The 26,436-nt window shown below is 72.1% G+C and carries 26 protein-coding genes; 15 read left to right on the forward strand and 11 right to left on the reverse strand.

The features are described from left to right. The first annotated feature begins 210 nt into the window (after nucleotides 1-210). Both recA and recX read left to right on the forward strand, forming a co-directional pair. A complete protein-coding gene (gene recA / locus ACIF8S_RS00125; protein WP_399996407.1) occupies nucleotides 211-1,332 on the forward strand; it encodes a recombinase RecA in 1,122 nt (373 codons plus the stop codon). 3 nt (nucleotides 1,333-1,335) lie between these two features. Next, nucleotides 1,336-2,148, forward strand: a complete 813-nt coding sequence (gene recX, locus ACIF8S_RS00130; RefSeq protein WP_399996409.1) for a recombination regulator RecX — start codon at nucleotides 1,336-1,338, stop codon at nucleotides 2,146-2,148. A 75-nt stretch (nucleotides 2,149-2,223) separates the two neighbouring features. Here recX and ACIF8S_RS00135 read toward each other — a convergent pair whose 3' ends face one another. From ACIF8S_RS00135 to ACIF8S_RS00170, 8 genes are all read right to left on the reverse strand, one after another. Next, nucleotides 2,224-2,649, reverse strand: a complete 426-nt coding sequence (locus tag ACIF8S_RS00135) for a rhodanese-like domain-containing protein (RefSeq protein WP_399996410.1) — start codon at nucleotides 2,647-2,649, stop codon at nucleotides 2,224-2,226. After that, on the reverse strand, nucleotides 2,646-3,173 hold the full coding sequence (locus tag ACIF8S_RS00140; RefSeq protein ID WP_399996411.1) for a cysteine dioxygenase: 528 nt from the start codon (nucleotides 3,171-3,173) through the stop codon (nucleotides 2,646-2,648). The genes ACIF8S_RS00135 and ACIF8S_RS00140 overlap by 4 nt, the downstream gene beginning before the upstream one ends. A gap of 97 nt (nucleotides 3,174-3,270) precedes the next feature. Then, nucleotides 3,271-3,318 carry a hypothetical protein gene (locus ACIF8S_RS00145; protein WP_311314449.1) on the reverse strand — a complete coding sequence of 16 codons (48 nt, stop codon included), beginning with the start codon at nucleotides 3,316-3,318 and terminating at the stop codon, nucleotides 3,271-3,273. A 182-nt stretch (nucleotides 3,319-3,500) separates the two neighbouring features. Beyond that, nucleotides 3,501-5,168 carry an FAD-dependent monooxygenase gene (locus tag ACIF8S_RS00150; protein ID WP_399996413.1) on the reverse strand — a complete coding sequence of 556 codons (1,668 nt, stop codon included), beginning with the start codon at nucleotides 5,166-5,168 and terminating at the stop codon, nucleotides 3,501-3,503. 292 nt (nucleotides 5,169-5,460) lie between these two features. After that, the gene (locus ACIF8S_RS00155; RefSeq protein WP_399996414.1) at nucleotides 5,461-6,363 is read right to left on the reverse strand and encodes an amino acid ABC transporter permease; all 903 of its coding nucleotides are present in this window, start codon (nucleotides 6,361-6,363) and stop codon (nucleotides 5,461-5,463) included. After that, the gene (locus tag ACIF8S_RS00160; protein WP_024885672.1) at nucleotides 6,360-7,037 is read right to left on the reverse strand and encodes an amino acid ABC transporter permease; all 678 of its coding nucleotides are present in this window, start codon (nucleotides 7,035-7,037) and stop codon (nucleotides 6,360-6,362) included. Before ACIF8S_RS00160 ends, ACIF8S_RS00155 begins: the two co-directional genes overlap by 4 nt. Before the next feature lie 132 nt (nucleotides 7,038-7,169). Then, a complete protein-coding gene (locus ACIF8S_RS00165; RefSeq protein WP_349797761.1) occupies nucleotides 7,170-8,012 on the reverse strand; it encodes a glutamate ABC transporter substrate-binding protein in 843 nt (280 codons plus the stop codon). 82 nt (nucleotides 8,013-8,094) lie between these two features. Continuing rightward, entirely contained in the window at nucleotides 8,095-8,871 is a 777-nt protein-coding gene (locus tag ACIF8S_RS00170; RefSeq protein ID WP_399996415.1) for an amino acid ABC transporter ATP-binding protein, read from the reverse strand. A gap of 284 nt (nucleotides 8,872-9,155) precedes the next feature. On the opposite strand from ACIF8S_RS00170, the gene ACIF8S_RS00175 reads away from it, so the two are divergent. Next, a complete protein-coding gene (locus ACIF8S_RS00175) occupies nucleotides 9,156-9,842 on the forward strand; it encodes a response regulator transcription factor (RefSeq protein WP_215210383.1) in 687 nt (228 codons plus the stop codon). Between the two features lie 9 nt (nucleotides 9,843-9,851). Then, on the forward strand, nucleotides 9,852-11,285 hold the full coding sequence (locus ACIF8S_RS00180; protein WP_399996417.1) for an ATP-binding protein: 1,434 nt from the start codon (nucleotides 9,852-9,854) through the stop codon (nucleotides 11,283-11,285). Here ACIF8S_RS00180 and ACIF8S_RS00185 read toward each other — a convergent pair. After that, a complete protein-coding gene (locus ACIF8S_RS00185; protein WP_399996419.1) occupies nucleotides 11,264-12,259 on the reverse strand; it encodes a TAXI family TRAP transporter solute-binding subunit in 996 nt (331 codons plus the stop codon). The genes ACIF8S_RS00180 and ACIF8S_RS00185 overlap by 22 nt on opposite strands. Nucleotides 12,260-12,449: 190 nt before the next feature. Here ACIF8S_RS00185 and ACIF8S_RS00190 point away from each other — a divergent pair, with 190 nt between their 5' ends. The 4 genes from ACIF8S_RS00190 to ACIF8S_RS00205 all read left to right on the forward strand — a co-directional run bounded on the left by ACIF8S_RS00190 (nucleotide 12,450) and on the right by ACIF8S_RS00205 (nucleotide 15,950). After that, nucleotides 12,450-12,857, forward strand: a complete 408-nt coding sequence (locus ACIF8S_RS00190) for a MazG nucleotide pyrophosphohydrolase domain-containing protein (protein WP_399996421.1) — start codon at nucleotides 12,450-12,452, stop codon at nucleotides 12,855-12,857. 105 nt (nucleotides 12,858-12,962) lie between these two features. Further along, nucleotides 12,963-13,556, forward strand: a complete 594-nt coding sequence (locus tag ACIF8S_RS00195) for a DUF7010 family protein (RefSeq protein WP_399996423.1) — start codon at nucleotides 12,963-12,965, stop codon at nucleotides 13,554-13,556. Between the two features lie 71 nt (nucleotides 13,557-13,627). Further along, complete coding sequence (gene miaB / locus ACIF8S_RS00200) at nucleotides 13,628-15,154, forward strand: tRNA (N6-isopentenyl adenosine(37)-C2)-methylthiotransferase MiaB (RefSeq protein ID WP_399996425.1); 1,527 nt, start codon at nucleotides 13,628-13,630, stop codon at nucleotides 15,152-15,154. A gap of 82 nt (nucleotides 15,155-15,236) precedes the next feature. After that, on the forward strand, nucleotides 15,237-15,950 hold the full coding sequence (locus ACIF8S_RS00205; protein WP_399996426.1) for a class III extradiol dioxygenase subunit B-like domain-containing protein: 714 nt from the start codon (nucleotides 15,237-15,239) through the stop codon (nucleotides 15,948-15,950). A gap of 76 nt (nucleotides 15,951-16,026) precedes the next feature. Here ACIF8S_RS00205 and ACIF8S_RS00210 read toward each other — a convergent pair whose 3' ends face one another. Together ACIF8S_RS00210 and ACIF8S_RS00215 are read right to left on the reverse strand one after the other, a co-directional pair. Beyond that, nucleotides 16,027-16,296 (reverse strand): antitoxin, encoded by a 270-nt coding sequence (locus tag ACIF8S_RS00210; RefSeq protein WP_399996427.1) that lies wholly within the window; start codon nucleotides 16,294-16,296, stop codon nucleotides 16,027-16,029. Nucleotides 16,297-16,319: 23 nt separating this feature from the next. Beyond that, entirely contained in the window at nucleotides 16,320-16,589 is a 270-nt protein-coding gene (locus ACIF8S_RS00215; protein WP_399996428.1) for a hypothetical protein, read from the reverse strand. Between the two features lie 181 nt (nucleotides 16,590-16,770). Here ACIF8S_RS00215 and miaA point away from each other — a divergent pair, with 181 nt between their 5' ends. The 7 genes from miaA to ACIF8S_RS00250 all read left to right on the forward strand — a co-directional run bounded on the left by miaA (nucleotide 16,771) and on the right by ACIF8S_RS00250 (nucleotide 26,367). After that, the gene (gene miaA / locus ACIF8S_RS00220; RefSeq protein ID WP_399996429.1) at nucleotides 16,771-17,709 is read left to right on the forward strand and encodes a tRNA (adenosine(37)-N6)-dimethylallyltransferase MiaA; all 939 of its coding nucleotides are present in this window, start codon (nucleotides 16,771-16,773) and stop codon (nucleotides 17,707-17,709) included. A gap of 108 nt (nucleotides 17,710-17,817) precedes the next feature. Then, on the forward strand, nucleotides 17,818-18,321 hold the full coding sequence (locus ACIF8S_RS00225; RefSeq protein ID WP_399997046.1) for a hypothetical protein: 504 nt from the start codon (nucleotides 17,818-17,820) through the stop codon (nucleotides 18,319-18,321). A gap of 65 nt (nucleotides 18,322-18,386) precedes the next feature. Then, a complete protein-coding gene (dapF, locus tag ACIF8S_RS00230; RefSeq protein WP_349797740.1) occupies nucleotides 18,387-19,256 on the forward strand; it encodes a diaminopimelate epimerase in 870 nt (289 codons plus the stop codon). Nucleotides 19,257-19,552: 296 nt separating this feature from the next. Then, a complete protein-coding gene (locus ACIF8S_RS00235) occupies nucleotides 19,553-21,751 on the forward strand; it encodes a RelA/SpoT family protein (protein WP_399996430.1) in 2,199 nt (732 codons plus the stop codon). A gap of 131 nt (nucleotides 21,752-21,882) precedes the next feature. Continuing rightward, nucleotides 21,883-23,478, forward strand: a complete 1,596-nt coding sequence (locus ACIF8S_RS00240; RefSeq protein WP_399996431.1) for a M1 family metallopeptidase — start codon at nucleotides 21,883-21,885, stop codon at nucleotides 23,476-23,478. A gap of 158 nt (nucleotides 23,479-23,636) precedes the next feature. Next, nucleotides 23,637-25,130: a GTPase HflX gene (gene hflX, locus ACIF8S_RS00245; protein WP_399996432.1), complete on the forward strand. Its 1,494-nt coding sequence runs from the start codon at nucleotides 23,637-23,639 to the stop codon at nucleotides 25,128-25,130. A gap of 187 nt (nucleotides 25,131-25,317) precedes the next feature. Next, nucleotides 25,318-26,367 (forward strand): methyltransferase, encoded by a 1,050-nt coding sequence (locus tag ACIF8S_RS00250; protein ID WP_399996433.1) that lies wholly within the window; start codon nucleotides 25,318-25,320, stop codon nucleotides 26,365-26,367. Nucleotides 26,368-26,436: the final 69 nt, after the last annotated feature.

Below are 26,436 nucleotides of genomic sequence, written 5' to 3' on the forward strand. Positions count from 1 at the left end.
GGGGGCCCGGCGGTGCGGCTTGACACGAAAATCGAACATCCATTCTCATGGAAGCGCCGGTGCGGCTCAACGCCGGGCGTTCTGCCCTAGTTCATACGGGTAAGTGCCCGGGTTATCCACAGGCCGGACGTGCGTCGGGGCGCGTTGTCAGTGGCAGGCGTTAGCGTCTTTGACGTGAAGCGATCGACTCAAGCAAATCGGGTGGAACCCATGGCAGGAACCGACCGCGAGAAGGCGCTCGACGCCGCGCTCGCACAAATTGAACGGCAATTCGGCAAGGGCGCGGTCATGCGCATGGGTGACCGGACGAACGAGCCCATCGAGGTCATCCCGACCGGGTCGACCGCGCTCGACGTCGCCCTCGGCGTCGGCGGCCTGCCGCGCGGCCGTGTGGTGGAGATCTACGGACCGGAGTCCTCCGGTAAGACGACCCTGACCCTGCACGCGGTGGCGAACGCCCAGCGGGCCGGCGGCCAGGTCGCCTTCGTGGACGCGGAGCACGCCCTCGACCCCGAGTACGCGAAGAAGCTCGGCGTCGACATCGACAACCTGATCCTGTCCCAGCCGGACAACGGCGAGCAGGCCCTGGAAATCGTGGACATGCTGGTCCGCTCCGGCGCCCTCGACCTCATCGTCATCGACTCCGTCGCCGCGCTCGTCCCGCGTGCGGAGATCGAGGGCGAGATGGGTGACAGCCACGTCGGTCTCCAGGCCCGTCTGATGAGCCAGGCCCTGCGGAAGATCACCAGCGCGCTCAACCAGTCCAAGACCACCGCCATCTTCATCAACCAGCTCCGCGAGAAGATCGGCGTGATGTTCGGCTCGCCGGAGACCACGACCGGTGGCCGCGCGCTGAAGTTCTACGCCTCCGTGCGCATCGACATCCGCCGCATCGAGACCCTGAAGGACGGCACCGAGGCGGTCGGCAACCGCACCCGCTGCAAGGTCGTCAAGAACAAGGTCGCGCCGCCCTTCAAGCAGGCCGAGTTCGACATCCTCTACGGCCAGGGCATCAGCCGCGAGGGCGGTCTGATCGACATGGGCGTGGAGCACGGCTTCGTCCGCAAGGCCGGCGCCTGGTACACGTACGAGGGCGACCAGCTCGGCCAGGGCAAGGAGAACGCCCGCAACTTCCTGAAGGACAACCCCGACCTCGCCAACGAGATCGAGAAGAAGATCCTGACGAAGCTGGGCGTCGGCGTGCGGCCCGAGGAGTCCGCCACCGAAGCGGCCCCGGACGCCGCGGGCACCGTTCCCGCCGAGCCGGCCGCCGCGGTACCGGCCCCGGCGGCCAAGGGCTCCAAGGCCAAGGCCGCGGCGGCCAAGAGCTGACCCGTGACCCGACGAACCGACTGGGCCGAGTACGAGTACGACGCCCCCGGTGCCCCACGGGGGAGGGGTGCCGCGGGCGACGACCCGGCCGGGAGCGGAGGCACGGCGTACGACGAGGGCACCGGCCCCGGCGGCCTGCCGTATCCGGGTGGCGACGGCGGCCGACGGCGCGGCGGTCGTACGGCACGGACGGGTGGCTCGCGTGACGGCGGGCCGCACGGCGGACGCGGGCGCCGACGCCGCTCCTTCGGCGAGGCGGACGCGGCGGACGGGGGCGACTCCGCCTCGTCGAGGGCGGAGCGGGAGGAGTCTCCGGGGGACCCGGTGGAGCGGGCGCGGGCGATCTGCCTGCGGCTGCTCACCGGGACCCCGCGCACCCGGAAACAGCTCGCCGACGCCCTCCGCAAGCGGGAGATCCCGGACGAGGCCGCCGAGGAGGTGCTGTCCCGGTTCGAGGAGGTCGGACTGATCAACGACAGCGCCTTCGCGGACGCCTGGGTGGACTCCCGGCACCACGGCCGCGGGCTGGCACGCCGCGCGCTCGCCCAGGAGCTGCGCACCAAGGGCGTGGACCCCACGCTGATCGACGAGGCCGTCTCCCGGCTCGACTCCGACCAGGAGGAGGAGACCGCCCGCGAACTGGTCGCCCGCAAGCTGCGCGCCACCCGCGGACTCGACCGCGACAAGCGCATACGCCGCCTCGCCGGGATGCTCGCCCGCAAGGGCTACCCGCAGGGTCTCGCCCTGCGCGTGGTCCGCCAGGCTCTGGAGGAAGAGGGCGAGGACACCGAGTTCCTCTGCGACGAGGGGTACTGAGCCCGAGGACACAGCTCCCACGCGAGCCGGACACCGCGCTCGCGCGCGCCCGCAGGCCAGGTGGTCCGCGGACGACTACTCCGCTGCCGGCACCACCGGCAGACCCGCCGCCCGCCACGCCTGGAAGCCACCCACCAGATCGGTGGCCCGGTACAGCCCCAGCCGGTGGAGGGACTCCGCCGCCAGACTGGAGGCGTAGCCCTCGTTGCAGACCACGACGATGCGCAGGTCGTGGCCCGTGGCCACGGGGAGACGGTGGCTGCCGCGCGGATCCAGACGCCACTCCAGTTCGTTGCGCTCGACGACCAGCGCGCCGGGGATCAGCCCGTCCCGCTCCCGCAGGGCCGCGTACCGGATGTCCACGAGCACCGCGTCACCCGACCGGGCGGCCTGGTACGCCTCCTCGGCCTCGATCCGGACGTAACCGGAGCGCACCCGCTCCAGCAGTTCGTCGATCCCGGCCGTCCCGTCGGAGCCCCGCCCGGGGGCCGTCGCGCTCACTGCCAGTCCTCGGGGCGCTCGACCTGCTCCAGGCGCAGCACCGGCCCGCTGCGGCTGTAGCGGCGGATCCGCGGCAGTGGCGGGTAGTAGGCGTGCACGGAGATCGCGTGGTGGTCCGCCGACTCGTTCAGCACCTCGTGCACGTGATGCCGGCCGAAGGCGCGGCCCTGTCCGGTCGCCAGCCGCCGCTCCCGGTCCACCCCGTCGGTGAGCTCGAGGGTCGTCCAGCCGTCGGTGGGCAGCCGGACGGCGAGGGAGTTCTCCTTCAGTTCGCCCGACGCCGTCATGAACGCGCCGACCGAGTCGGCGTGGTCGTGCCAGCCCGTGCCGGTGCCGGGCGGCCAGCCGATCAGCCAGGCCTCGCTGCCGCCCGGCCCGTCGAGCCGCACCCAGGTGCGTCCCTCGGGGTCCAGCGGAAGGGAGGCGATCAGCTCGGCGTCGGCGACGGTACGCCGTACGAAGTCGAGGAGGTCGGCCTGTGTCGGCGCGGAGACGGGAGCCGGGGCAGGGGAGGAGACAGACATGTGCACCGTCCTGGAGGTGAAGTCGCGGAAGGCGCGCGCCGACGGCGTCCGGGACGGACGGCCGGGCGGCGCGCGCAAAGAAAGGGAAGAACGCGAATCAGCAGGACGGGCGACACACGCAGCCCGCATAGCGGAGGAGGTCCATATGGACCCTCCGCCACAGGTGCACGCAGGTGTCGGTCACGAGCGGGAGTACACCACGCGCCCGAGACCTGGTTCAACCTCTCGCCACGATGTGGACGAACGCGTGGCGGGACCACGCGGGCGGGTGCGCGGTGACGGCTGAAGGCGCGCTCGGCGCACCCCGGTGCTCGGCCGGCCCTCCGCTCAGCGCGTCCCCGCGCCCGCGTCCTCCTTGGCGCCCCTGGGCCCCCTGGCGCCCTTGGTGCCCTTGGCGCCGTTGGCCTCCTTGGGGTCCGGCTCCGCGGCGGCCTGGCCGCCGAGCGCCGCTTCGGCGGCCGCGTACATGTCCGCCGGGCGTACCCCGTTCAGCGCGGTGACGAGGTGGCCGTCGGGGCGTACGAGCAGCACGGTGTGGGCGGCCGCCCCCGGATAGCTCTCGGCGACCAGCAGTTCCGCGCGGCGCGGCAGCGCGGAGACGGCCGCCGCCAGCCGGGGCATGATGCCGGCGGACACCCAGTGCCGGCGCTCCCACACCCCGGTGCCCGGCGCGATCAGCACCACCAGCAGGGCGCCCCGCCCGAGCCGGTCCCGCAGTTGGACGAAGGTCCCGTCCTCGGCGGTGACCCTGACGTCGGCCACCGCCGCGCCGGGTGCCGTGGCGACCGGCGCCTCGCCCTCCAGACGGCCGGGCGCGAGGGGCGAGTTCGCGTACGAACCCGGAGCGCCCAGGGCGCCCCGGCCGAGGTGACCGTCCATCAGGAGCGTGTCGTGGCCGCGCGAGGAGCCGGGGACGTAGGTGCGCAGTCCTCCGCCGCCGCGCAGCAGCGGCAGCGCCTGGTCGGCGGCGCGCAGCCGGGAGGCGACGATCGCGCGGCGCTCGGTCTGGTAGCTGTCGAGCAGTGCCTTGTGCGGACCGTGGTGCCAGGCCAGCGCCAGTTTCCAGGCGAGGTTGTCGGCGTCGCGCAGCCCCTCGTCCAGCCCGTGCGTGCCCAGCGCGCCGAGCAGGTGTGCCGCGTCCCCGGCGAGGAAGACGCGGTCGGCCCGCCAGCGCCGGGCGAGCCGGTGATGGACCGTGTGCACCCCGGTGTCCAGCAGCTCGTACGGCGGGGTCGAGCCGCCGTTCCAGCCGGCCAGGGTCTCCCGGATGCGGGCCAGCAGCATCTCGGGGGTGACCAGATCCTTGCCCGGCGGGAGCAGCCAGTCCAGCCGCCACACCCCGTCCGGCAGCGGGCGGGCGCTGATCTCCCCGGCGGACGGGCCGGACGTGCGCCAGGGCGGCGCACGGTGCAGCAGTGCCTCGTCCTGCCAGGGCAGTTCGGTGCGCAGGGCGGCGACGGCGTGACGTTCCACCGCGGTGCGGCCCGGGAAGCGGATGTCCTGGAGCTTGCGCACGGTGGAGCGCGGACCGTCGCAGCCGACCAGGTAACTGCCGCGCCACCACGTGCCGGTGGCGCCCCGGGTGTGGGCGGTGACGCCGGAGCGTTCCTGCTCCATGGTGTCCAGCCGGCTGTCCACGGCGATCCTGACGAGCCGTTCGCCGTCCAGGGCGGCGCGCAGTGCCCCGGTCAGGATGTGCTGGGCGATGTGCAGCGGAGCGGCGCCCGCCTCCTCGAAGACGACCTCGGACGTCACCTGCTTGCGCCGCATCGACCGCCATCCGGCCCAACGGAAGCCCGCGTGCGCGAGGGGGATGCCGGTCAGCCGCTCCATGAGCGCGGCGGTGTCCTCGCGCAGGACGACGGTGCGCGCGGGGCGGGGTTCGTCCTTGCCCGGCCCCTCGTCGAGGACCACGCACGGTACTTCCTGACGCGCCAGCGCCAGCGCCAGCGTGAGCCCGACGGGCCCCGCTCCGACAATGATCACCGGATCCACGGCGCGGCGCCCCCTGCCCGGAGTGACGTCCTGGAGGACGTGGCGGAAAAGGAAGATGGAGCAGGGTGCACGGTCACAGAACGTATGCAACCCATTGCCGGTGCTTGCGTCAAGTGACCGACGGGCAGTGGCGATCATGAAATGGGGCGAGGGTCGTCCCGGTGGATGACTGTTCGTCACACGAGTCCGACGTGTGGGGCTCGCGTGTCCCGCGTGCGTGGCCTCGCACCGGACACGACTGTGGCCCGCCGGGACTCGGCGGGCCACAGTCGTGCCGGACGTCAGAGGAGTGTCACGCGTTGGCGCCGGTGCCGTAGCTGCCGCCCACCTCTCCCGCGTTGAGGTCGGCGACGTCGCCGGCGCCCAGCACCGCACCCGTGCTGCGCTTGCTGCGGCGCAGTCGCTTCTCCAGCCAGGAGGCGAAGGAGGTGAGGATGAAGTTGAGGACGATGAAGACGATCGCCACGACGATGAAGCTGGGGATGACGTTGGCGTAGTTGGCCGCGAGCGTGGCGCGCGTGTTCAGCAGCTCGGTGAAGCCGAGCATCACGCCGCCGAGTGCGGTGTCCTTCACGATGACGACCAGCTGGCTGACGATCGCGGGCAGCATCGCCGTGACCGCCTGCGGCAGCAGGATGGTGGACATCGTCTGGCTCTTGCGCAGGCCGATCGCCATGGCGGCCTCGGACTGTCCCTTGGGGAGGGACAGGATGCCGGCGCGGACGATCTCGGCGAGCACCGAGGCGTTGTAGAGCACCAGGCCGGTGACGACCGCGTACAGGGGGCGGTCCGCGCTGCTGACGCCCGAAGAGCGGGCGAAGAGCTCGTTGGCGAACAGCATCAGCAGCAGCACCGGGATGGCGCGGAAGAACTCCACCACCACGCCGGCGGGGACGCGGACCCAGCGGTGGTCCGACAGTCGCGCGATACCCAGGACGGCGCCCAGCGGAAGGGCGATGACCATGGCGAGCGCGGCCGCCTTGAGGGTGTTCGCCAGGCCCGGCAGCAGGTACGTCGTCCAGGCGTTGGACGTGGTGAAGGGCTTCCACAGCGACCACTGCAGCTGGTTCTTCTCGTCCATCACCTGCCAGACCCACCACAACAGCGCGGCGAGCGCGACGAAGAAGACCACCGAGAAGATCACATTGCGCCGCTTGGCCTTCGGGCCGGGGGCGTCGTACAGGACAGAGGTCATCGCTTCACCGCCAGGCGCTTGCTCAGCCAGTTCAGGAACAGGCCGGTGGGCAGGGTAAGAACTACGAACCCGAAGGCGAAGACCGCGCCGATGAGCAGCGTCTGAGCCTCGTTCTCGATCATTTCCTTCATGAGCAGTGCGGCCTCGGCCACACCGATGGTGGCGGCGACGGTCGTGTTCTTCGTCAGCGCGATGAGCACGTTCGCGAGCGGACCGATCACCGACCGGAACGCCTGGGGCAGCACCACGAGTCCGAGAACCTGACGGAAGCTCAGCCCGAGGGCACGTGCCGCCTCGGCCTGCCCGACGGGCACCGTGTTGATGCCGGACCGCAGCGCCTCGCAGACGAACGCCGCCGTGTAGGCGACCAGACCGAGCACGGCGAGCCGGAAGTACTTGAGCTCGAAGTCGTCCGGGGCGCCCATCGTCACGCCGAAGATGTCGGCCAGGCCCAGCGACGTGAAGACGATGATGACCGTCAGCGGGATGTTCCGGACGATGTTCACGTAGGCGGTGCCGAAACCACGCATGAGCGGCACCGGGCTGACCCGCATGGCCGCCAGGAGGGTGCCCCAGACCAGGGACCCGACGGCCGAGAAGACGGTGAGCTGCACCGTCACCCAGAAGGCACCCAACAGGGACGGGTCGTCATAGTTTGAAAGAAAGTCGAACACGATCTCCCGCGCTTCCGGGTGTGTGACGTAGGTGGCGGACGTGACGCGCCGCCGCCGGGCGGACCGTGGGCGGCGGCGCGTCTGAAGGTCCCCGGGTAGGCCCCGGGGACCCTGCGTCGGCGGAGTTCCGCGTTACTGGACGATCTGGCCGATCTTCGGGGCGGGCTCGTTCTTGTACTCCGCCGGGCCGAAGTTCTCCTTGACGGCCTTGTCCCACGAACCGTCGCTGACCATCTTCTCCAGCGCGGCGTTGATCTTGTCGAGGGTGGCGGAGTCGCCCTTCTTGACCCCGATGCCGTAGTTCTCGTTGCTCAGCTTGAGACCCGCGAGCTTGAACTGGCCCTTGTACTGCTCCTGCGAGGCATAGCCCGCGAGGATGGAGTCGTCGGTGGTCAGGGCGTCCACGGCACCGCTCTGCAGGGCGGAGAGGCACTCGGAGTAGCCACCGCGCTGGCTCAGCTGGGCATTCGGCGCGAAGTCCTTCTTCACGTTCTGCGCCGAGGTCGAGCCGGTCACCGAGCAGAGCTTCTTGTCGTTCAGGTCGGTGGCCTCGGAGATGTCCGAGTCCTTCTTGACCAGCAGGTCCTGGTGGGCAAGCAGGTACGGGCCGGCGAAGTCGACCTTCTGCTTGCGCTCGTCGGTGATGGAGTAGGTCGCCGTGATGAACTTGACGTCGCCGCGCGACAGGGCGTTCTCACGCTCGGCGCTCTTGGTCTCGACCCACTCGATCTGGTCCGGCTCGTAGCCGAGCTCCTTGGCGACGTAGGTCGCCACGTCCACGTCGAAGCCGGAGAAGGAACCGTCGGGCTCCTTCAGACCGAGACCGGGCTGGTCGTACTTGATGCCGACCTTGATCTTGCCGCCACCGCCGCCGGACGACCCGTTGTCGTCGCCGTTGTCGCCGCCGCACGCGGTGGCGGACAGGGCGAGGGCGAGTACGGCGGCCGAGGCGGCGGTGACCTTGCGGAGCTTCATGGTGCACATCCTTTGACTGGTGAAGTGATGCGGCCCGGTCAATGTCCGGTGACGCAGGTCGGCAGGGGCGCTGCGCTGCGCCTCAGTGGTGAAGGATCTTCGAGAGGAAGTCCTTGGCACGGTCGCTGCGCGGATTGCTGAAGAACTGGTCCGGCGTCGCCTCTTCGACGATGCGGCCGTCCGCCATGAAGACCACGCGGTTCGCGGCGGAACGCGCGAATCCCATCTCGTGGGTGACCACGATCATGGTCATGCCGTCGCGGGCGAGCTGCTGCATGACCTCGAGGACCTCATTGATCATCTCGGGGTCGAGAGCCGACGTCGGCTCGTCGAAGAGCATGACCTTGGGTTCCATCGCCAGGGCCCGCGCGATGGCGACGCGCTGCTGCTGACCACCGGAGAGCTGTGCGGGGTACTTCTCGGCCTGCGCGCCCACGCCGACCCGGTCGAGGAGGGCACGCGCCCGCTCCTCGGCCGCCTTCTTGTCCTTCTTGCGGACCTTGACCTGCCCCAGCGTCACGTTCTCCAGCACGGTCTTGTGCGCGAAGAGGTTGAAGGACTGGAAGACCATGCCCACGTCGGCACGGAGCCTTGCGAGCGCCTTGCCCTCGTCGGGCAGGGGCTTGCCGTCGATCGTGATCGAGCCGGAGTCGATCGTCTCCAGACGGTTGATGGTGCGGCACAGGGTGGACTTTCCGGACCCGGAGGGTCCGATGACCACGACGACTTCGCCGCGGGCGATCGTCAGGTCGATGTCCTGGAGTACGTGCAACGCGCCGAAGTGCTTGTTGACGCTCTCCAGGACGACCAGATCGCCGGTCGCGGCCGCGTCTTCCTTGGCCACCGATACTTCGGTCATCGCTAGCAGGCTCCGTCCTCCTCGGTTTGGGAGGACAGTAGTAACCCTTCAGACCTGCGTCATTACATCTGAGGGGAATCTGAGCATCACGATCCGATAGCAATCGGACACCTGCCGTAGCACTTGCGAGCTGGGGGTATGGCGGCGCGGCAACCGGTACCGAAGCGCAACCGGAACCCCCTTGACGCCGTCCTTGCTCATCGGCGTGACTGCAAGGTGCACCCGCGCGTGCCCATCATGGAGGCATCCGCACCCGTACGGCCGACGAATCGAAGGGGGACCTGGTGAGACTGCTGCTCGTCGAGGACGACAACCACGTCGCCGCGGCCCTCTCCGCCGTCCTGGCCCGCCACGGCTTCGACGTCACCCACGCCCGCAGCGGTGAGGAGGCGCTCCAGGCGCTCGTCCCCGAGGGAGAGGGCTTCGGCGTCGTCCTGCTCGACCTCGGCCTGCCCGACCAGGACGGGTACGAGGTCTGCGGCAAGATCCGCAAGCGCACCGGCACCCCCGTGATCATGGTGACCGCGCGCTCCGACGTGCGCTCCCGCATACACGGCCTCAACCTCGGTGCCGACGACTACGTGGTGAAGCCGTACGACACCGGGGAGTTGCTCGCCCGGATCCACGCCGTCAGCCGGCGCACGGTGCACGAGGAGGCCACCGGCTCCACGGAGACCCAGGTGCGGTTGGGCGCGGTGCTCATCGAGCTGCCCACCCGGCAGGTCACCGTCAACGGCACGCCCGTCCAGCTCACCCGCAAGGAGTTCGACCTGCTGGCGCTGCTGGCCCAGCGGCCGGGCGTGGTCTTCCGGCGCGAGCAGATCATCAGCGAGGTGTGGCGCACCAGCTGGGAGGGGACCGGGCGCACCCTGGAGGTGCACGTCGCCTCCCTGCGCTCCAAGCTGCGCATGCCCGCCCTGATCGAGACCGTGCGCGGCGTCGGCTACCGGCTCGTCGCACCCGCGGCGTAGCGGGGCCGGGTGCACACACGACTGCTGCCGCTGCTCATCGTCCTCATGGCGGCCGTCCTGCTCGCCCTCGGCGTCCCGCTGGCCGTCAGCCTGGCCGGCGCGCAGCAGCAGAAGGTGGTCGTCGACCGGATCGACGACACCGCGCGGTTCGCGGCCCTCGCCCAGTTCGTCACCGAACCGACCGACCCGTCCGGCGGTGACGTCAACGAGCGCCGCGAGACCCTCAGCAGCGAGCTGCGCAGCTACTACGAGGTCTACGGCATCCGCGCCGGCGTCTTCTACCGCAGCGACGCCCCCATGGCACACGCCCCGAAGGACTGGTTCCTGCCCCGCACCGGCGAGGTGCGGGACGCCTTCGAGGAGGCGCTGCTCAGCCGCCGCAGCCACGACCCCGAGCAGGTGTGGCCCTGGCAGCGCAGCACCCTCGTGGTGGCCTCGCCGGTCATCCGGGACGGCGACGTCGTCGCGGTGGTGGTCACCGACTCGCCCACCGGGCAGATGCGGTCCCGCATCCTCCAGGGCTGGCTGCTGATCGCCGCGGGGGAGGTGGCCGCCATGCTGCTGGCCGTCGGCGCGGCGCTCCGCCTGACGGGCTGGGTACTGCGGCCGGTACGCGTCCTGGACGCCACCACCCACGACATCGCCACCGGCCGGCTGAAGTCCCGGGTCGCGGTGGCGGGCGGACCCCCCGAGCTGCGCCGGCTCGCGCGGTCCTTCAACGAGATGGCGGACAACGTCGAGAGCGTGCTGGAACAGCAGCGCGCCTTCGTCGCCGACGCCTCCCACCAGCTGCGTAACCCCCTGTCCGCGCTGCTGCTGCGCATCGAGTTGCTCGCCCTGGAGCTGCCCGAGGGCAACGAGGAGATCGCCTCCGTGCAGGCGGAGGGCAAGCGGCTGGCGCAGGTCCTGGACGACCTGCTCGACCTGGCGCTCGCCGAGCACAGCGAGCCCGACCTGCAGATCGTCGACATCGGCGAGGTGGCCGCCGAGCGCGTCGCGGCCTGGTCGCCCTCGGCCGACGCCAAGGACGTGACGCTGACCGGCGACTGCCCGCCGACCACCGCATGGGCGGACCCGGTGGCGCTGTCCAGCGCACTGGACGCGGTCATCGACAACGCCGTGAAGTTCACCCCCGCCGGAGAGACCGTCGAGGTCACCGTCGCCTCCAACGGCGCCACCGCGACCGTCGTGGTCACCGACAACGGCCCGGGACTGACCGACGAGGAGCTGATCCGGGTGGGCGACCGCTTCTGGCGCAGTGGGCGGCACCAGAACATCAAAGGTTCGGGCCTGGGCCTGTCCATCTCCCGGGCGCTGCTCGCGGCGGGCGGCGGCTCCATCGACTACGCACGGCACGAACCGCACGGGCTGCGGGTCACCGTGACCGTGCCGCGGAACGCCCCCACCGGTGAGGCGGCCGGTCAGGGCTTGACGGACCGGTAGTACCGGCGGGCGCCCTCGTGCAGCCGCAGCGGATCGGTGTAGATGGCGGTGCGCACGTCGACCAGCTGGGCGGAGTGGACGTGGGCGCCGATGCCGTCGCGGCTCTTGAGGACGATGCGGGTCAGCCACTCGGTGAGCCGCGGATCCGCGTCCGCGCGGGTGATCAGCAGGTTGGACACCGCCATCGTCGGCACGGACGAACCCAGCTGGCTGCCCGGATAGGCCGACTCCGGCATGTTGGTGGCGCGGTAGTAGCGGGTGGCGCCGCCCTGCTCGTGCAGCTTCGAGACCAGCGCCGCGTCGATCGGCACGAACCGTAGCGCGGACTCCTCGGCGTACGTCTTCAGACCGTCCGTGGGCAGTCCGCCCGACCAGAAGAAGGCGTCCAGGCCGTGGCCCAGGCGTGCCGGCCCGGTGTCGATGCCGTCCGCGGACGGCTGGATGTCCCGCTCCGGGTCGATGCCGGCCGCCCGCAGCACCCGGTTGGCGATGAGCCGCACGCCGGACTTGGGCGGCCCTATGGCGACCCGCTTGCCCCGCAGGTCGGCGACGGAGCGGATGCCCGAGCCTGGCGCGACCGCGAGCTGCACGTAGTCGTCGTACAGACGGGCCACGCCGCGCAGCCCGTCGGCGCCCGAGCGGTGCTCCAGCCGGTACGTCGCCACCGCGTCGGCAGCGGCGATGGCGAAGTCGGCCTGCCCGGTGGCCACCCGCCGGACGTTCTCCTGCGAGCCGTCGCTTGTCTCCAGCCGCACCTCCAGGTCCGGCAGGTCCCGGTCGAGCGCGGTGCGCAGCAGCTCGCCGTACTTCTGGTAGACGCCCGCGCGGGTGCCGGTGCTCACCGTGACGGTCCCGCCGGGCGGCTCCTCCCGCCAGGGTGCCTGCCACCACAGCAGCAGCCCGAGCACCACCAGAGCGGCGGCCGCGCCCCGCAGGGCCCGTCGCCTGCCGATGCGGGACAGCACGTGGGACATGGGCGCGATCCTGCCAGCCCGGTGCCCGGCTGACCAGGGCGGAGCTCACAGGGCGGCCGGCGGTCGGACCTCCGGCGGCCGGAGTGGTCGGACCTCGCGGGGCGGCCGGCGACCGGACGGCACGGAACAGCCGGCGGTCGGACCTCGCGGCATCGCCGGGGTGTCCGGGGCGGACGCTACAGTCGCCGGCATGAGCTCCTCGCCCGCCGATCTGGTCCGTGAGTTCCACCGCGCCTTCGAGCTGGACGCCCGCGACACCCCGTCCGAGGTCCCCCCGGCCCTCGCCGCCCACCGCGGCGAGCTCCTCGCGGAGGAGGCCGCGGAGGTCGCCGAGGTGTCCGTGACGGGCCCGCTCGACCGGCTCGCCCACGAGCTCGCCGACGTCGTCTACGTCGCCTACGGCACCGCACTGGTCCACGGCATCGACCTCGACGCGGTGATCGCCGAGATCCACCGCTCCAACATGACCAAGCTGGGCCCGGACGGCCGGGCCGCCCGCCGCGCCGACGGCAAGATCCTCAAGGGCGACCACTACGAGGCCCCGGACGTGGCGGCGGTCCTGCGCCGACAGGGGTGGGTGCCGAAGGAGGAGGGCTGAGCGAGAGCACCGGATCCCCGTCTTCGAGGCGGAGACCCGCGAGGTCAGGCCCGTGAAGGTGATAATCCCCGGGCCGGGCCGACGTTATCGCTGTAGCCTCCACCGATGACGTCGCCCACCGATTCCGCGCCGACACCGTCCGCCTCCGACGCCGAGTGCCTCGCGCTCACCCGGCAGTTGCGGCGCCGAGGCACCGTCGTGCTCTCCCTGTTCGGCCTGGCCTGGGCGCTCGCGGGCGCCTCGGGGACCGGCTCGGCGACGGACCTCGTGCCGCTGTCCATAGAGGCGGTGGCCCTCGTGGTCACCGCGGCCGCGCTCCACCTCGGCTTCCGCAAGGATGCCCGGCCCTCGCCCCGGACGGTGGACCTGCCGCGGAACTGGGCCCGCGGGGTGGGCCTCGTGAACGGCCTGGAACTGCTGGCCGTCGTGGCCGTCATCGCCGCGTCCAACGCCTCCGGGCACCCCGAGCTCATTCCCGTGGGCATCGCGCTCGTCGTGGGGCTGCACTTCTTCCCGCTCGCCCGCCTCTACGACCAGTGGCAGTACCGGTGGACGGCCGTGCTCCTGACCGCCGTGGCGGTCGTCGGTATGGTGCTGGTCCTGGCCGGGCTGTCGGCCGAGACCGTGCGGGTCGCGGTGGGCCTGGCCTGCGCGGCGGTCCTCTGGGCCTGCGCCTGCCACCTGGCCGTGCGGGGCTGACCGTACGGCCGTGACGGGAGTGAGGGGAACACCGGGGCGAGCCGCTCCGGGAAACGCCTACCCTTGTTGCCATGACCAGCAGCAGTGACCGGAGCCCCGCGGTGGACGTTCTCCCGACCAGGACCTACGAGATTCGCACCTACGGGTGTCAGATGAACGTCCACGACTCGGAGCGGCTGGCCGGCCTGCTGGAGGACGCGGGCTACGTCCGCGCCTCCGAGAGCGCGGACGGCGACGCCGACGTCGTCGTCTTCAACACCTGCGCGGTCCGCGAGAACGCCGACAACAAGCTGTACGGCAACCTGGGCCACCTCGCTCCGAAGAAGGCGAGCCGCCCCGGCATGCAGATCGCGGTCGGCGGCTGCCTCGCCCAGAAGGACCGCGACACCATCGTCAAGCGCGCCCCCTGGGTGGACGTCGTCTTCGGCACGCACAACATCGGCAAGCTGCCGGTGCTGCTGGAGCGCGCCCGCGTGCAGGAGGAGGCGCAGGTCGAGATCGCCGAGTCGCTGGAGGCGTTCCCCTCCACGCTGCCCACCCGCCGCGAGAGCGCGTACGCGGCCTGGGTGTCGATCTCCGTCGGCTGCAACAACACCTGCACCTTCTGCATCGTCCCCGCGCTGCGTGGCAAGGAGAAGGACCGCCGCCCCGGCGACATCCTCGCCGAGATCGAGGCCCTGGTCGCCGAGGGCGTCTCCGAGGTCACCCTGCTCGGCCAGAACGTCAACGCGTACGGGTCGGACATCGGCGACCGTGAGGCGTTCAGCAAGCTGCTGCGCGCCTGCGGGACGATCGACGGCCTGGAGCGCGTCCGCTTCACCTCGCCGCACCCCCGTGACTTCACCGACGACGTCATCGCCGCCATGGCCGAGACGCCCAACGTGATGCCGCAGCTCCACATGCCGCTGCAGTCCGGCTCCGACCCGGTGCTGAAGGCGATGCGCCGCTCCTACCGGCAGGAGCGCTTCCTCGGGATCATCGAGAAGGTCCGCGCCGCCATCCCGCACGCCGCGATCAGCACCGACATCATCGTGGGCTTCCCCGGCGAGACCGAGGAAGACTTCCAGCAGACCCTGCACGTGGTCCGCGAGGCGCGCTTCGCGCAGGCGTTCACCTTCCAGTACTCCAAGCGGCCCGGTACCCCGGCCGCCGAGATGGACGGGCAGATCCCCAAGCAGGTGGTCCAGGAGCGCTACGAGCGCCTCGTCGCCCTGCAGGAGGAGATCTCCTGGGAGGAGAACAAGAAGCAGGTCGGCCGCACCCTGGAGCTGATGGTCGCCGAGGGCGAGGGCCGCAAGGACGGCACCACCCACCGCCTCTCCGGCCGCGCCCCCGACAGCCGCCTGGTGCATTTCACCAAGCCGGACCAGGAGGTCCGCCCCGGCGACGTGGTCACCGTCGCCATCACCTACGCCGCCCCGCACCACCTGCTCGCCGAGGGCGCCGTGCTGGACGTGCGCCGCACCCGCGCCGGGGACGCCTGGGAGAAGCGCACCGCGGAGAAGGCGGCGAAGCCCGCCGGCGTGCTGCTGGGTCTGCCCAAGGTGGGCGTGCCCGAGCCGCTGCCGGTGGTCAGCGGCGGCTGCGCCGTCGACTGAAACGCCCTCGCGCCGTCCGTCGGCCCGCCCCTCGGTACCGCCCCGAGGGGCGGGCCGGGGCGTCCGCAGTAGGCTGCTGATCATGCTTGTCGCCGCCGCAGCCTGCCCCTGCCCGCCGCTGCTCGTGCCCGAGATCGCCGCCGGCGCCGCCCCGGAGCTGGACGCCGCGCGTACCGCCTGCACGGACGCGCTCGGCGTGCTCGCCGCCGCCCGCCCCGACCTCCTCGTGGTCGTGGGCCCCGAGGACGGCACCGGGCTGTCCGAGTACCCGGCGGGCACCCCGGGCACCTTCCGCGGCTTCGGCGTCGACCTGGACGTACGCCTCGGGGACGGGGAGGGCGAGGCCGGGCGGGAACTCCCGTACGGGCTCGCCGTGGGCGCCTGGCTGCTGGGCCGGACCGGGTGGGCCGACGCCCCGGTCGAGGGGCGCGGGGCGGGTGAGTCCCTCGACGCCGAGGCGTGCCTCGCGGAAGGGCGGCGCATCGCGGGCCGGGCCGACCGGGTGGCGATGCTGGTGCTGGGCGACGCCAGCGCCTGCCGCACCCTGAAGGCGCCCGGCTACCTGGACGAGCGCGCCGCGCCCTTCGACGCGGAGATCGCCCGCGCGCTGGGCTCGGCCGACGCCCGGGCCCTGCGCGCGCTGGACACCGGACTGGCCCGCGAACTGAAGGTGTCCGGCCGGGCGCCCTGGCAGGTGCTGGCCGGAGCGGCGGACGGGAACACCGGCCTGTCCGGCGCGCTCCTCCACGAGGACGCCCCCTACGGGGTGGGGTACGTCGTGGCCACCTGGTCCTAGCCGGCGCCGCACCCTGGTCGTGAAACGGCGGACGGCCGTGGGCGAGGTGCCCACGGCCGTCCGCCGTCCGTAGCGCTCAGGACGCCGGCGGCGGCCCGGCGGGCGGCGTCTCCCCGCCCGTCCCGGGACCGCGGTCGTCCTTGTGCGTGAAGCGGTCCACGGCCTCCTTGGCCTTGCCCGTACCCGACTGGATCCGGTCGCTGTACTTGCCCTTGGTCCGCTTGTCGACGGTCTGCGCCGCCTTGTCCAGGCCGTGCTGGATCTTGCCCTCGTGCTGCTGCGCGAGGCCGGAGACCTTGTCCTTGGCCGGGCCGATCTTGGCCTTCAGATTGTCCAGGAGACCCATGATGTACCTTCCCTCGCGGCACGCTACGTGCGGGCGCCGTCGCCGGCCTCGCTGTCGGCGGCCTTGCCGGACTGCTGCTTCGGGATGTCGACGCTCTCGGTCACGGTGACCTCGTCGGACTCCTTCGCCGTGGACCCGGGGGTCTCCGGTGCGTCGGCCGCGGCCTCCGGCTGCGCCGTCGCATCCGTGTCGTCCGTGCCGGTCCCGGCCGTCGCCCCGTCGGTCCGGGCCTCGGCCGACGCTGTCTCCTCCGTGGTCTTCGACCTCCGAAAAAGTCGTGCAAAAACGCCCATATCCACTCCATACGTTACTCGTGCGGGCGAAATTCCGCGTAGCCCGGTGTGTCCATTCGTGTGAACCGGGCGAACGCCACCGTGATCCGGCGGCAGGAACCTCGAACGGGCAACGACCCGGTGGACCCCGCGTCACGTAACCCGTTCGAGAGCGGCCCCGGAGGTTTGGGAGACTGGATCGGTGAGCAGCGCACCCCCCGCCCCCCGCGTCATCGCCGTCGTCGGACCCACTGCGGCCGGAAAGTCCGATCTGGGCGTTTTCCTGGCCCAACGGCTCGGCGGGGAGGTCGTCAACGCCGACTCCATGCAGCTCTACCGGGGGATGGACATCGGCACCGCCAAGCTGACGCCCGAGGAGCGCGGCGGCATCCCGCACCACCTGCTGGACGTCTGGGACGTCACCGAGGCCGCCTCCGTCGCCGAGTACCAGCGGATGGCCCGGGAACGGATCGAGGCGCTGCTCGCCGAAGGGCGCTGGCCGGTCCTGGTCGGCGGCTCCGGCCTGTACGTCCGCGGAGCCGTCGACAACCTGGAGTTCCCCGGCACCGACCCGGAGGTCCGGGCCCGGCTGGAAGAGGAACTCGCGCTGCGCGGCCCGGGCGCGCTGCACGCCCGGCTCGCCGCGGCCGACCCCGACGCCGGCCGGGCGATCCTGCCGAGCAACGGCCGCCGCATCGTCCGCGCGCTCGAGGTCATCGAGATCACCGGTCGTCCCTTCACCGCCAACCTCCCCGGCCACGACTCGGTCTACGACACCCTCCAGATCGGCGTCGACGTGGCCCGCCCCGAGCTGGACGAGCGCATCGCCCGCCGGGTCGACCGGATGTGGGAGGCGGGGCTCGTCGAAGAAGTGCGCGCACTCGAGGCGCAGGGGTTGCGCGAGGGGCGTACGGCGTCGCGCGCCCTCGGCTACCAGCAGGTGCTCGCAGCCCTGGCCGGGGAGTGCACCCTCGAAGAGGCACGGACCGAGACCGTCCGTGCCACCAAGCGCTTCGCGCGCCGTCAGGATTCATGGTTCAGGCGCGATCCCCGGGTGCACTGGTTGAGTGGGGCCGCGGCGGACCGGGCGGAACTTCCGCAGCTCGCGATGTCGTTGGTCGAACGACCGGTTACAGCCTGATCACGTCCTGGCATCGGGACGCCCAGGCCGTCATCCGGGCCTGTGACGCCGTGCCATCATCAAGCTTCGATCGACCAGTGGAGTCCTAAGTTGGGAGGGCGCGTGGCGATGGAGGCCGGCCCTCGCGACACCGCACACAGCACGGAGCACCTCGCCACCGAGCGGGACGCCCCGGAGCAGGAGACCGACCGTCTCAGCCCCGACGGGCCCGACGAGACACAGGGCGGGGTGACCGACGACGGTCCCGAGCCGGAGGAGATGTTCGCCGGCGGGGACGAGGTCGAGGTGGAGCTGCGCCCGCAGCGCCGGCTGCGCGTCTGGCAGCTCGCCCCGATCGTCGGACTGGGCGCGCTGGGATCCCTGATGTTCGCTTTCCCGCTCGCCTTCGACTTCGGCGACAGCGGCGCGGTGATCGCCATGCTGGGCCTGCTGATCTGCTCCTGCGCGGCCGGCTGGGGCATGATGGCCGCCCGCAAGGTCGGTTACTCCTGGCCGGGCCTGCCGCCCCGCGGCTCCGGACGCCCGTCGGACTGGCGGGTCGTGGCCGCCTACGCCGTGATGGTCGCGGCCGTCGTGGCCCTCGCCGTGTGGCGGGTCGCCCGCCTGCGCTGACCTCCCCGGTCCCCGCCGTCCACAGGCGACGGCGTCCCGTCACGGTCACGCCGTAGGATCGAGGAATGAGCACGCGGATCGCCTTCCTCAAGGGACACGGCACGGAGAACGACTTCGTGATCGTCCCGGACCCGGAGAACGCCGTCGACCTGCCCCCGGCGGCCGTCGCCGCCCTGTGCGACCGGCGCGCGGGCATCGGCGGCGACGGGCTGCTGCACGTGGTGCGGTCCGCGGCCCACCCCGAGGCGCGGTCCATGGCCGACGAGGCCGAGTGGTTCATGGACTACCGCAACGGCGACGGCTCGATCGCCGAGATGTGCGGCAACGGCGTGCGTGTCTTCGCCCGCTACCTGCAGCGCGCCGGGCACGCCGCCGAAGGTGACCTCGCCATCGCCACGCGCGGGGGAGTGAAGACCGTGCACATCGCCAAGGACGGTGACATCACCGTCGGCATGGGCCGGGCGCTGCTCCCCGAGGGCGACGTCACCGTGAGCGTCGGCGAGCGCGACTGGCCCGCGCGCAACGTCAACATGGGCAACCCGCACGCCGTGGCCTTCGTCGGCGACCTGGCCGACGCGGGCACCCTGTTCACCCCGCCGCCGTTCAGCCCGCCCTCCGCCTACCCGGACGGCGTGAACGTGGAGTTCGTCGTCGACCGCGGCCCGCGGCACGTGGCCATGCGGGTGCACGAGCGCGGCGCCGGCGAGACCCGCTCCTGCGGCACCGGCGCCTGCGCCGTCGCCGTGGCCACCGCGCGCCGGGACGGCGTCGACCCGCGCGTCACCGGCCTCCCGGTGACGTACACCGTGGACCTCCCCGGAGGCACCCTGGTGATCACCGAACGGCCGGACGGCGAGATCGAGATGACCGGCCCCGCGGTGATCGTCGCCGAGGGTGTGATCGAGGCCGAGTGGCTGGAGAGCGCCCTTGGCTGACCGGAGCCGTACATGATCTCCCGGTCCGCGGCCCGTCCGGCCGTCGAACCGCAGGGCAGGCCGGGCGCGCGGCTTCGAGACCATGGCGGACGGCCCACCCGATGGCGTGAAAATGACCTTGAACCGCCCGTCGCTCTTTGGAGTGATCCGTTTCACGCTGAGCCGGAGGCGGCCGGTCGGACCGGGTGCGGCTCGGTAGCATCAAGCACCGGCCCGGACGGGGGAGCGACGCCGTCCCCCAGGCCCGAGTCCGCCCTGGGGCGCCGTCCGCCGGATCCACGCAGCCGGAGGTGCTCATGAACGCGGAGGCCGCGAAACCCGCGACCCCGGGCCCGATGACGTCGAGCCACGTCGCACCCGCCGGGGCGCGCCGGAAGTCCCGTCCCCGGCTCGACCTGCGCCGGCTGGGCCGCGCCGCGCTGCTGGGACCGACCGCCCGCGACCGGCTGCCCGACGCCATCGGACACGTCGTCGAGGCGCACCGCGCCCACCACCCCGACTCCGACCTCGAACCCCTGCGCCGCGCCTATGTGCTGGCCGAGTCCTCGCACCGCGGACAGATGCGCAAGAGTGGCGAGCCGTACATCACCCACCCGCTCGCCGTCACCCTCATCCTGGCCGAACTCGGCGCCGAGACCACGACGTTGACCGCCTCTCTGCTGCATGACACCGTCGAGGACACCGACGTCACGCTCGAGCAGGTGGGCGAGGAGTTCGGCGAGGAGGTCCGCTATCTCGTCGACGGCGTCACCAAGTTGGAGAAGGTCGACTACGGCGCCGCCGCCGAGCCCGAGACCTTCCGCAAGATGCTCGTCGCCACCGGCAACGACGTCCGGGTGATGTCGATCAAGCTCGCCGACCGGCTGCACAACATGCGCACCCTCGGTGTCATGCGCCCCGCCAAGCAGGAGCGCATCGCCAAGGTGACACGTGACGTGCTCATCCCGCTCGCCGAACGGCTCGGTGTCCAGGCACTCAAGACGGAGCTGGAGGACCTGGTCTTCGCCATCCTCCACCCCGAGGAGTACGAGCGGACACGGGAGCTGATCCTCCGCAACGCGGCCCGCGAGGACGACCCGCTCGCCGACGTCGCCGACGACGTGCGCAAGGTGCTCCGGGAGGCCGACATCCCGGCCGAAGTCCTCATCCGGCCCCGCCACTTCGTGTCCGTGCACCGGGTCTCCCGCAAACGCGGCCCGCTGCGCGGCGCCGACTTCGGCCGACTGCTGGTCCTGGTGAACGAGGACGCCGACTGTTACGGCGTACTGGGCGAGCTGCACACCTGTATGACGCCGGTGGTCTCGGAGTTCAAGGACTTCATCGCCGTCCCCAAGTTCAACCTGTACCAGTCGCTGCACACCGCCGTCGCGGCGACGGACGGCCAGGTCGTCGAGGTGCTCATCCGCACCCACCAGATGCACAAGGTCGCCGAGGCCGGGGTCGTCGCCCTCGGCAACCCCTACGCCGCTCCGCCGGAGGAGCAGACCGCGGGCGACGGCGAACGCGTCGACCCCACCCGGCCCGGCTGGCTCTCCCGGCTGCTCGACTGGCAGCGGGCCGCCCCCGACCCCGACACCTTCTGGTCCACGCTGCGCGAGGACCTCGCCCAGGACCGTGAGATCACCGTCTTCCGTCCCGACGGCGGCACCTTGGGCCTGCCCGAGGGGGCGACCTGCGTCGACGCCGCCTACGCGCAGTACGGCGAGGACGCCCACGCCTGCATCGGCGCCCGGGTCAACGGCCGGCTGGCGACGCTGAGCACCGTCCTCAAGGACGGGGACACCGTGCAACTGCTCATGGACCAGGACGCGGCCTCGGAGCCGTCCCGGGAGTGGCTGGAGCACGCGCACACCCCGGCGGCCCGGATCGCCATCCAGCGCTGGCTCGCCGCTCACCCCGCGCCGGAGGACCCGGCCGCCTCGGACACCGAGCCGGCGGTCCGGCTGCGCGCGGACGAGCCGGCGGCCCCGCGGCCGTTGGACGCGGACGGTTCCGGCGCGCCGCAGGCGCCCGGGGCCGGAGCGGCGGACGCCGACGGTTCCGCCGCCCAGGTCCTGGTCGACCGGGCGGACGCGACCGTACGGCTGGCCGGCTGCTGCACACCCGTACCGCCCGACGACGTCACCGGGTTCGCCGTGCGCGGGGGAGCGGTCACCGTGCACCGCACGGAGTGCCCAGCGGTGGCCCGGATGAAGAGCGCGGGCCGCGCCGAGGTCGGTGTGCGCTGGGGGGAGGGCGCCGAGTGCCGGGTCACCCTGGTGGCGGAGTCGTTCGTGCGGCCGCACCTGCTCGCGGACCTCACCGAGGCGATGGCCACGGAGGGTGCCGAGATCGTCTCCGCGACCGTCGAGCCGCCGGACCGGCAGCAGGTGCGCCACACCTACACCGTGCAGATCCCGGACGCCGCCCAGCTGCCTGCCCTGATGCGCGCCATGCGTAACGTCGCCGGTGTGTACGACGTGAGCCGGGCCCAGCCCCAGGCACCGGGCGCCTGAGCCCGCGCGGTCCGGCCACCGTCGGCGGTGACGGCACCCGGCGTACGGACGACTGCGGTGTGATTACCCGATCGGGTGGGTCGGGAGCGCGCCGCCGCAGCGGCACCCCCGCGCGCTGATAGCCGTGAGGCATGCCGCTCACCTCCCCCCACCTGCCCGCGCACGCCCACCGCCCCCCGGCGCCCGGACCCGCGCGCGCCCGTCGCCGGCGGACCACCTCCGCCTTGCTCGCCTCCGCCGTCGGCGTCTGCCTGGTCGCCGCGAGCACCCCGGCCGAACCGCTCGGCATCGGCGACCCGCTCTTCCCCCACCTCGGCAACCCCGGCTACGACGTCCAGGCGTACGACATCGCCCTCACCTATCCCGGGGCCAACGACCGGCCGCTCGACGCCGTCACCACCATCGACGCCCGCATCACCGCCGACCTGGACCGGATCAACCTCGACTTCGCCCACGGCACGGTCCGCTCGGTCGAGGTCGACGGCGAACCGGCCGCCTTCACCGGCGCGGGCGAGGACCTGGTGATCACCCCCGACGACGACCTCGACCGGGACGAGTCGGTGCGCGTCACCGTCCGGCACACCAGCGACCCCCGCCCCGGAGACCGCGAGGGCGGCTGGGTGCGCACCGCGGACGGCCTCGTCATGGCCAACCAGGCCGACGCCGCCCACCTGGTGTTCCCGGGCAACGACCATCCCTCCGACAAGGCGATGTTCACGTTCCGGATCACCGTCCCGGACGGTTACACGGCCGTCGCCAACGGCCTGCCCACCGCCGTCGACCGCACCCGCGCGACCACCACCTGGACCTACCGGACCCGCAACCCCATGGCGACCGAGCTCGCCCAGGTGTCCATCGGCCGCTCCACCGTGCTGCACCGCACCGGGCCCCACGACCTGCCGCTGCGGGACGTCGTCCCGACCGAGCAGCGCACGGCGCTCGAACCGTGGCTGGCGAAGACCCCGGCACAGATCGCCTGGATGGAGGAGCGGGTCGGACGCTACCCGTTCGCCACCTACGGCCTGCTGCTCGCCGAGGCCTCCACGGGCTTCGCGCTGGAGACCCAGACGCTCTCCCTCTTCGAACGGGACCTGTTCACCGACCCCGCCCTCCCCGCCTGGTACGTCGAGTCGATCATGGTGCACGAGCTGGCCCACCAGTGGTTCGGCGACAGCGTCACCCCCCGCACCTGGTCCGACCTGTGGCTCAACGAGGGCCACGCCACCTGGTACGAGGCGCTGTACGCCGAGGAGCGCGGGGGCAGGTCCCTGGAGGCCCGGATGCGGGCCGCGTACGAGTTCTCCGACGGCTGGCGCGCGGCGGGCGGCCCGCCCGCCGCGCCCGAGCCGCCCGACCCGGGCCGCAAGATCAGCATCTTCCGTCCGGGCGTCTACGGCGGGGCCGCACTGGTGCTCTACGCGCTGCGCCAGGAGATCGGACAGGTCGCGTTCGACCGGCTGGAGCGCGAGTGGGTCTCCCGGCACCGCGACGGCAACGCCTCCACCGCCGACTTCGTGAAGCTGGCCTCCGAGGTGGCCGGCCGCGACCTCACCGGCTTCCTGCACCCCTGGCTGTACGACACCGGGACGCCGCCCATGCCCGGCCACCCGGACTGGCGGCCCGCCGACCGGTCCGTGGACACCACCCCCGGTCCCGACACGCGCGAACTCCGGCACGGCCACCTGCCCGGCCCGCACGGGCATCGGCCCGACCCGGGAGGGGAATAACACGGTGACGAGACGTGCCGTACCGTGCGACCATCGTCGGGTCCGCGCGACAGGGGAAACGGGAATCTCCCGGGGTACCCGGACGTTGTGGACAGTGACGGGGGGCCGCTCGGCCGGCTCCGTCGCCGCAGACGGCAACCCAACGACGTAAGGACCCAATGACCTCCTCTTCTTCCCCTTCCCAGGACACCAACCGCTTCGCGCACAGCCAGGCCGAGGGTCTTCGGGCCGATGCCCTGATGGAAGAGGACGTCGCCTGGAGCCTCGAGATCGACGGAGAGCGGGACGGCGACCAGTTCGACCGCTCCGAGCGCGCGGCGCTGCGCCGCGTCGCCGGGCTCTCCACCGAGCTCGAGGACGTCACCGAGGTCGAGTACCGGCAGCTCCGCCTGGAGCGCGTCGTGCTCGTCGGGGTGTGGACCTCGGGCACCGCGCAGGACGCCGAGAACTCCCTCGCGGAGCTCGCCGCCCTCGCCGAGACGGCGGGCGCCCTCGTCCTCGACGGCGTGATCCAGCGCCGGGACAAGCCGGACGCGGCCACCTACATCGGCTCCGGCAAGGCCGAGGAGCTGCGCGACGTCGTGCTCGAATCGGGCGCGGACACCGTCATCTGCGATGGTGAGCTCAGCCCCGGTCAGCTCATCCACCTCGAGGACGTCGTCAAGGTCAAGGTCATCGACCGTACGGCCCTGATCCTCGACATCTTCGCCCAGCACGCCAAGTCCCGAGAGGGCAAGGCGCAGGTCGCCCTCGCGCAGATGCAGTACATGCTGCCGCGACTGCGCGGCTGGGGTCAGTCGCTGTCCCGGCAGATGGGCGGCGGCAAGGGCGGCGGTCTCGCCACCCGTGGTCCCGGTGAGACCAAGATCGAGACGGACCGGCGCCGGATCCGCGAGAAGATGGCGAAGATGCGCCGGGAGATCGCGGAGATGAAGACCGGCCGCGAGATCAAGCGCCAGGAGCGCAAGCGCAACAAGGTGCCGTCCGTCGCCATCGCGGGCTACACCAACGCGGGCAAGTCCTCGCTGCTCAACCGCCTCACCGGCGCGGGTGTGCTGGTGGAGAACGCCCTGTTCGCCACCCTCGACCCGACCGTGCGCCGGGCCGAGACCCCGAGTGGCCGGCTCTACACGCTGGCCGACACCGTCGGCTTCGTCCGGCACCTGCCCCACCACCTGGTCGAGGCGTTCCGCTCCACCATGGAGGAGGTCGGCGACTCCGACCTGATCCTGCACGTGGTGGACGGTTCGCACCCGAACCCGGAGGAGCAGCTCGCCGCCGTGCGCGAGGTGATCCGGGACGTCGGCGCCACCGGTGTGCCCGAGATCGTCGTGATCAACAAGGCCGACGCGGCGGACCCGCTGACGCTCCAGCGGCTGCTGCGGGTGGAGAAGCGCTCCATCGCCGTCTCGGCCCGCACCGGCCGGGGCATCCCGGAGCTGCTCGCCCTGATCGATGCCGAGCTGCCCCGCCCGTCGGTGGAGATCGAGGCACTCGTGCCGTACACCCACGGCAAGCTGGTCGCCCGCGCCCACGACGAGGGCGAGGTGATCTCCGAGGAGCACACCCCGGAGGGCACCCTGCTCAAGGTGCGGGTGCACGAGGAACTGGCCGCGGAACTCACGCCGTACGTCCCCGCGACGGCGGGCTGATCCGGACACGCACACGACGAAGGCCCGCCCCCGCAGACCAGCGGGGGCGGGCCTTCGCCCTGCGCGGTCTCCGGGGCGCGGAGGCCGACCGCCGGTTCCGTAAGGCGCCGTCTATGTCCCGCGGCCTAGTCGCCACTCGTCATGGCGGACGACGTCGCGGGCCGCGCCGGGCGACATGATCGATTGCATGACTTTGTTCGAGCACGATTTCGTCGCAGCAGGTTCCGTCGAACGTCCGGTGGGGGCCACGGGGCGGATGCTCCAGATGGTGACCGGTTACTGGGTCACCCAAGTGGTGTGTACGGCAGCTGAGTTGCGCATCGCCGACCATGTGCACGGCACCGGCGCCACCGCGGCCGAGGTGGCCGAGGCGGAGTCCGCGGACCCCGATGCGACCTTCCGCTTCCTGCGGACCTGCGCCTCCCTCGGCCTGGTCGTCCCCGCCGACGACGAGCGCTTCACCGGTACGCCCCTGCTCGACACCCTGCGCTCCGACGCACCCGACTCCCTGCGGGACCTGGCCCTGTGGGGCGGCGCCCGGTCGCACTGGCTGCCCTGGGGACGGCTCGCGGACGCCGTGCGCACCGGCGCCCCGCAGACGGAGGCGACCCTGGGCGCGCCCGTCTTCGACTGGCTCGCCGGCGAACCGGCGGAGGCCGAGGTCTTCACCAACGCGATGACCGCCATGACCCGCGGCCTGGCCCACAAGCTGGCCGACGTGATCGACCTGGCGGACGCCCAGGTCGTGGTGGACGTCGGCGGCGCCGGCGGGAACCTCGTCCAGACCCTCCTCCAGCGCCACCCCGGCCTGACCGGTCTGGTCCTCGACCTCCCGCACGTGGCCCCCGAGGCCCACGCCTCCGCGGAGGCGCTGGGCGTCGCCGACCGGTTCGACTTCGTCGGCGGCGACTTCTTCGAGGAGGTGCCGTCCGGGGACGTCCACCTGCTGAAGTTCGTCCTGCACGACTGGGACGACGACTCCTGCGTCCGTATCCTGCGCAACTGCCGGGAAGCCCTGCGCCCCGGCGGGCGGGTGCTGGTGATGGAGCTCCTCGTCGACAAGGTCGGCACGCCCGGCCTGGAGCCGCTGATGGACCTCAACATGATGGCGCTGTCGACCGGACGGGAGCGCAGCCTCGACGAGTTCGGGCGGCTCTTCCAGCGGGCCGGGCTCGCCATGGTCCGGACGACTCCGTCCGCGTCCAGGGTGGTCGCCCTGGAACTCGTCCCGTCCTGAACCGTCCCGGCGCCTCGCCCGCGCCGGGTTCCCCCGCCGCGGGTCCCGTTCCCCGGGGCCCCTTACGGG

It is taken from the genome of Streptomyces sp. NPDC085937, assembly GCF_044540535.1.
GTDB lineage: Bacteria > Actinomycetota > Actinomycetes > Streptomycetales > Streptomycetaceae > Streptomyces.

Bases quoted from the DNA above. Each gene is read 5' to 3' on its own strand.
- ACIF8S_RS00165 (WP_349797761.1), bottom strand. From the start codon at position 8,012: ATGAAGCTCCGCAAGGTCACCGCCGCCTCGGCCGCCGTACTCGCCCTC.
- ACIF8S_RS00250 (WP_399996433.1), top strand. From the start codon at position 25,318: ATGACTTTGTTCGAGCACGATTTCGTCGCAGCAGGTTCCGTCGAACGT.
- ACIF8S_RS00170 (WP_399996415.1), bottom strand. From the start codon at position 8,871: ATGACCGAAGTATCGGTGGCCAAGGAAGACGCGGCCGCGACCGGCGAT.
- dapF (WP_349797740.1), top strand. From the start codon at position 18,387: ATGAGCACGCGGATCGCCTTCCTCAAGGGACACGGCACGGAGAACGAC.
- ACIF8S_RS00195 (WP_399996423.1), top strand. From the start codon at position 12,963: ATGACGTCGCCCACCGATTCCGCGCCGACACCGTCCGCCTCCGACGCC.
- miaB (WP_399996425.1), top strand. From the start codon at position 13,628: ATGACCAGCAGCAGTGACCGGAGCCCCGCGGTGGACGTTCTCCCGACC.
- ACIF8S_RS00190 (WP_399996421.1), top strand. From the start codon at position 12,450: ATGAGCTCCTCGCCCGCCGATCTGGTCCGTGAGTTCCACCGCGCCTTC.
- ACIF8S_RS00210 (WP_399996427.1), bottom strand. From the start codon at position 16,296: ATGGGTCTCCTGGACAATCTGAAGGCCAAGATCGGCCCGGCCAAGGAC.
- ACIF8S_RS00185 (WP_399996419.1), bottom strand. From the start codon at position 12,259: ATGTCCCACGTGCTGTCCCGCATCGGCAGGCGACGGGCCCTGCGGGGC.
- recA (WP_399996407.1), top strand. From the start codon at position 211: ATGGCAGGAACCGACCGCGAGAAGGCGCTCGACGCCGCGCTCGCACAA.
- ACIF8S_RS00225 (WP_399997046.1), top strand. From the start codon at position 17,818: ATGGAGGCCGGCCCTCGCGACACCGCACACAGCACGGAGCACCTCGCC.
- ACIF8S_RS00235 (WP_399996430.1), top strand. From the start codon at position 19,553: ATGAACGCGGAGGCCGCGAAACCCGCGACCCCGGGCCCGATGACGTCG.
- ACIF8S_RS00140 (WP_399996411.1), bottom strand. From the start codon at position 3,173: ATGTCTGTCTCCTCCCCTGCCCCGGCTCCCGTCTCCGCGCCGACACAG.
- ACIF8S_RS00215 (WP_399996428.1), bottom strand. From the start codon at position 16,589: ATGGGCGTTTTTGCACGACTTTTTCGGAGGTCGAAGACCACGGAGGAG.
- ACIF8S_RS00205 (WP_399996426.1), top strand. From the start codon at position 15,237: ATGCTTGTCGCCGCCGCAGCCTGCCCCTGCCCGCCGCTGCTCGTGCCC.
- hflX (WP_399996432.1), top strand. From the start codon at position 23,637: ATGACCTCCTCTTCTTCCCCTTCCCAGGACACCAACCGCTTCGCGCAC.
- ACIF8S_RS00155 (WP_399996414.1), bottom strand. From the start codon at position 6,363: ATGACCTCTGTCCTGTACGACGCCCCCGGCCCGAAGGCCAAGCGGCGC.
- ACIF8S_RS00240 (WP_399996431.1), top strand. From the start codon at position 21,883: ATGCCGCTCACCTCCCCCCACCTGCCCGCGCACGCCCACCGCCCCCCG.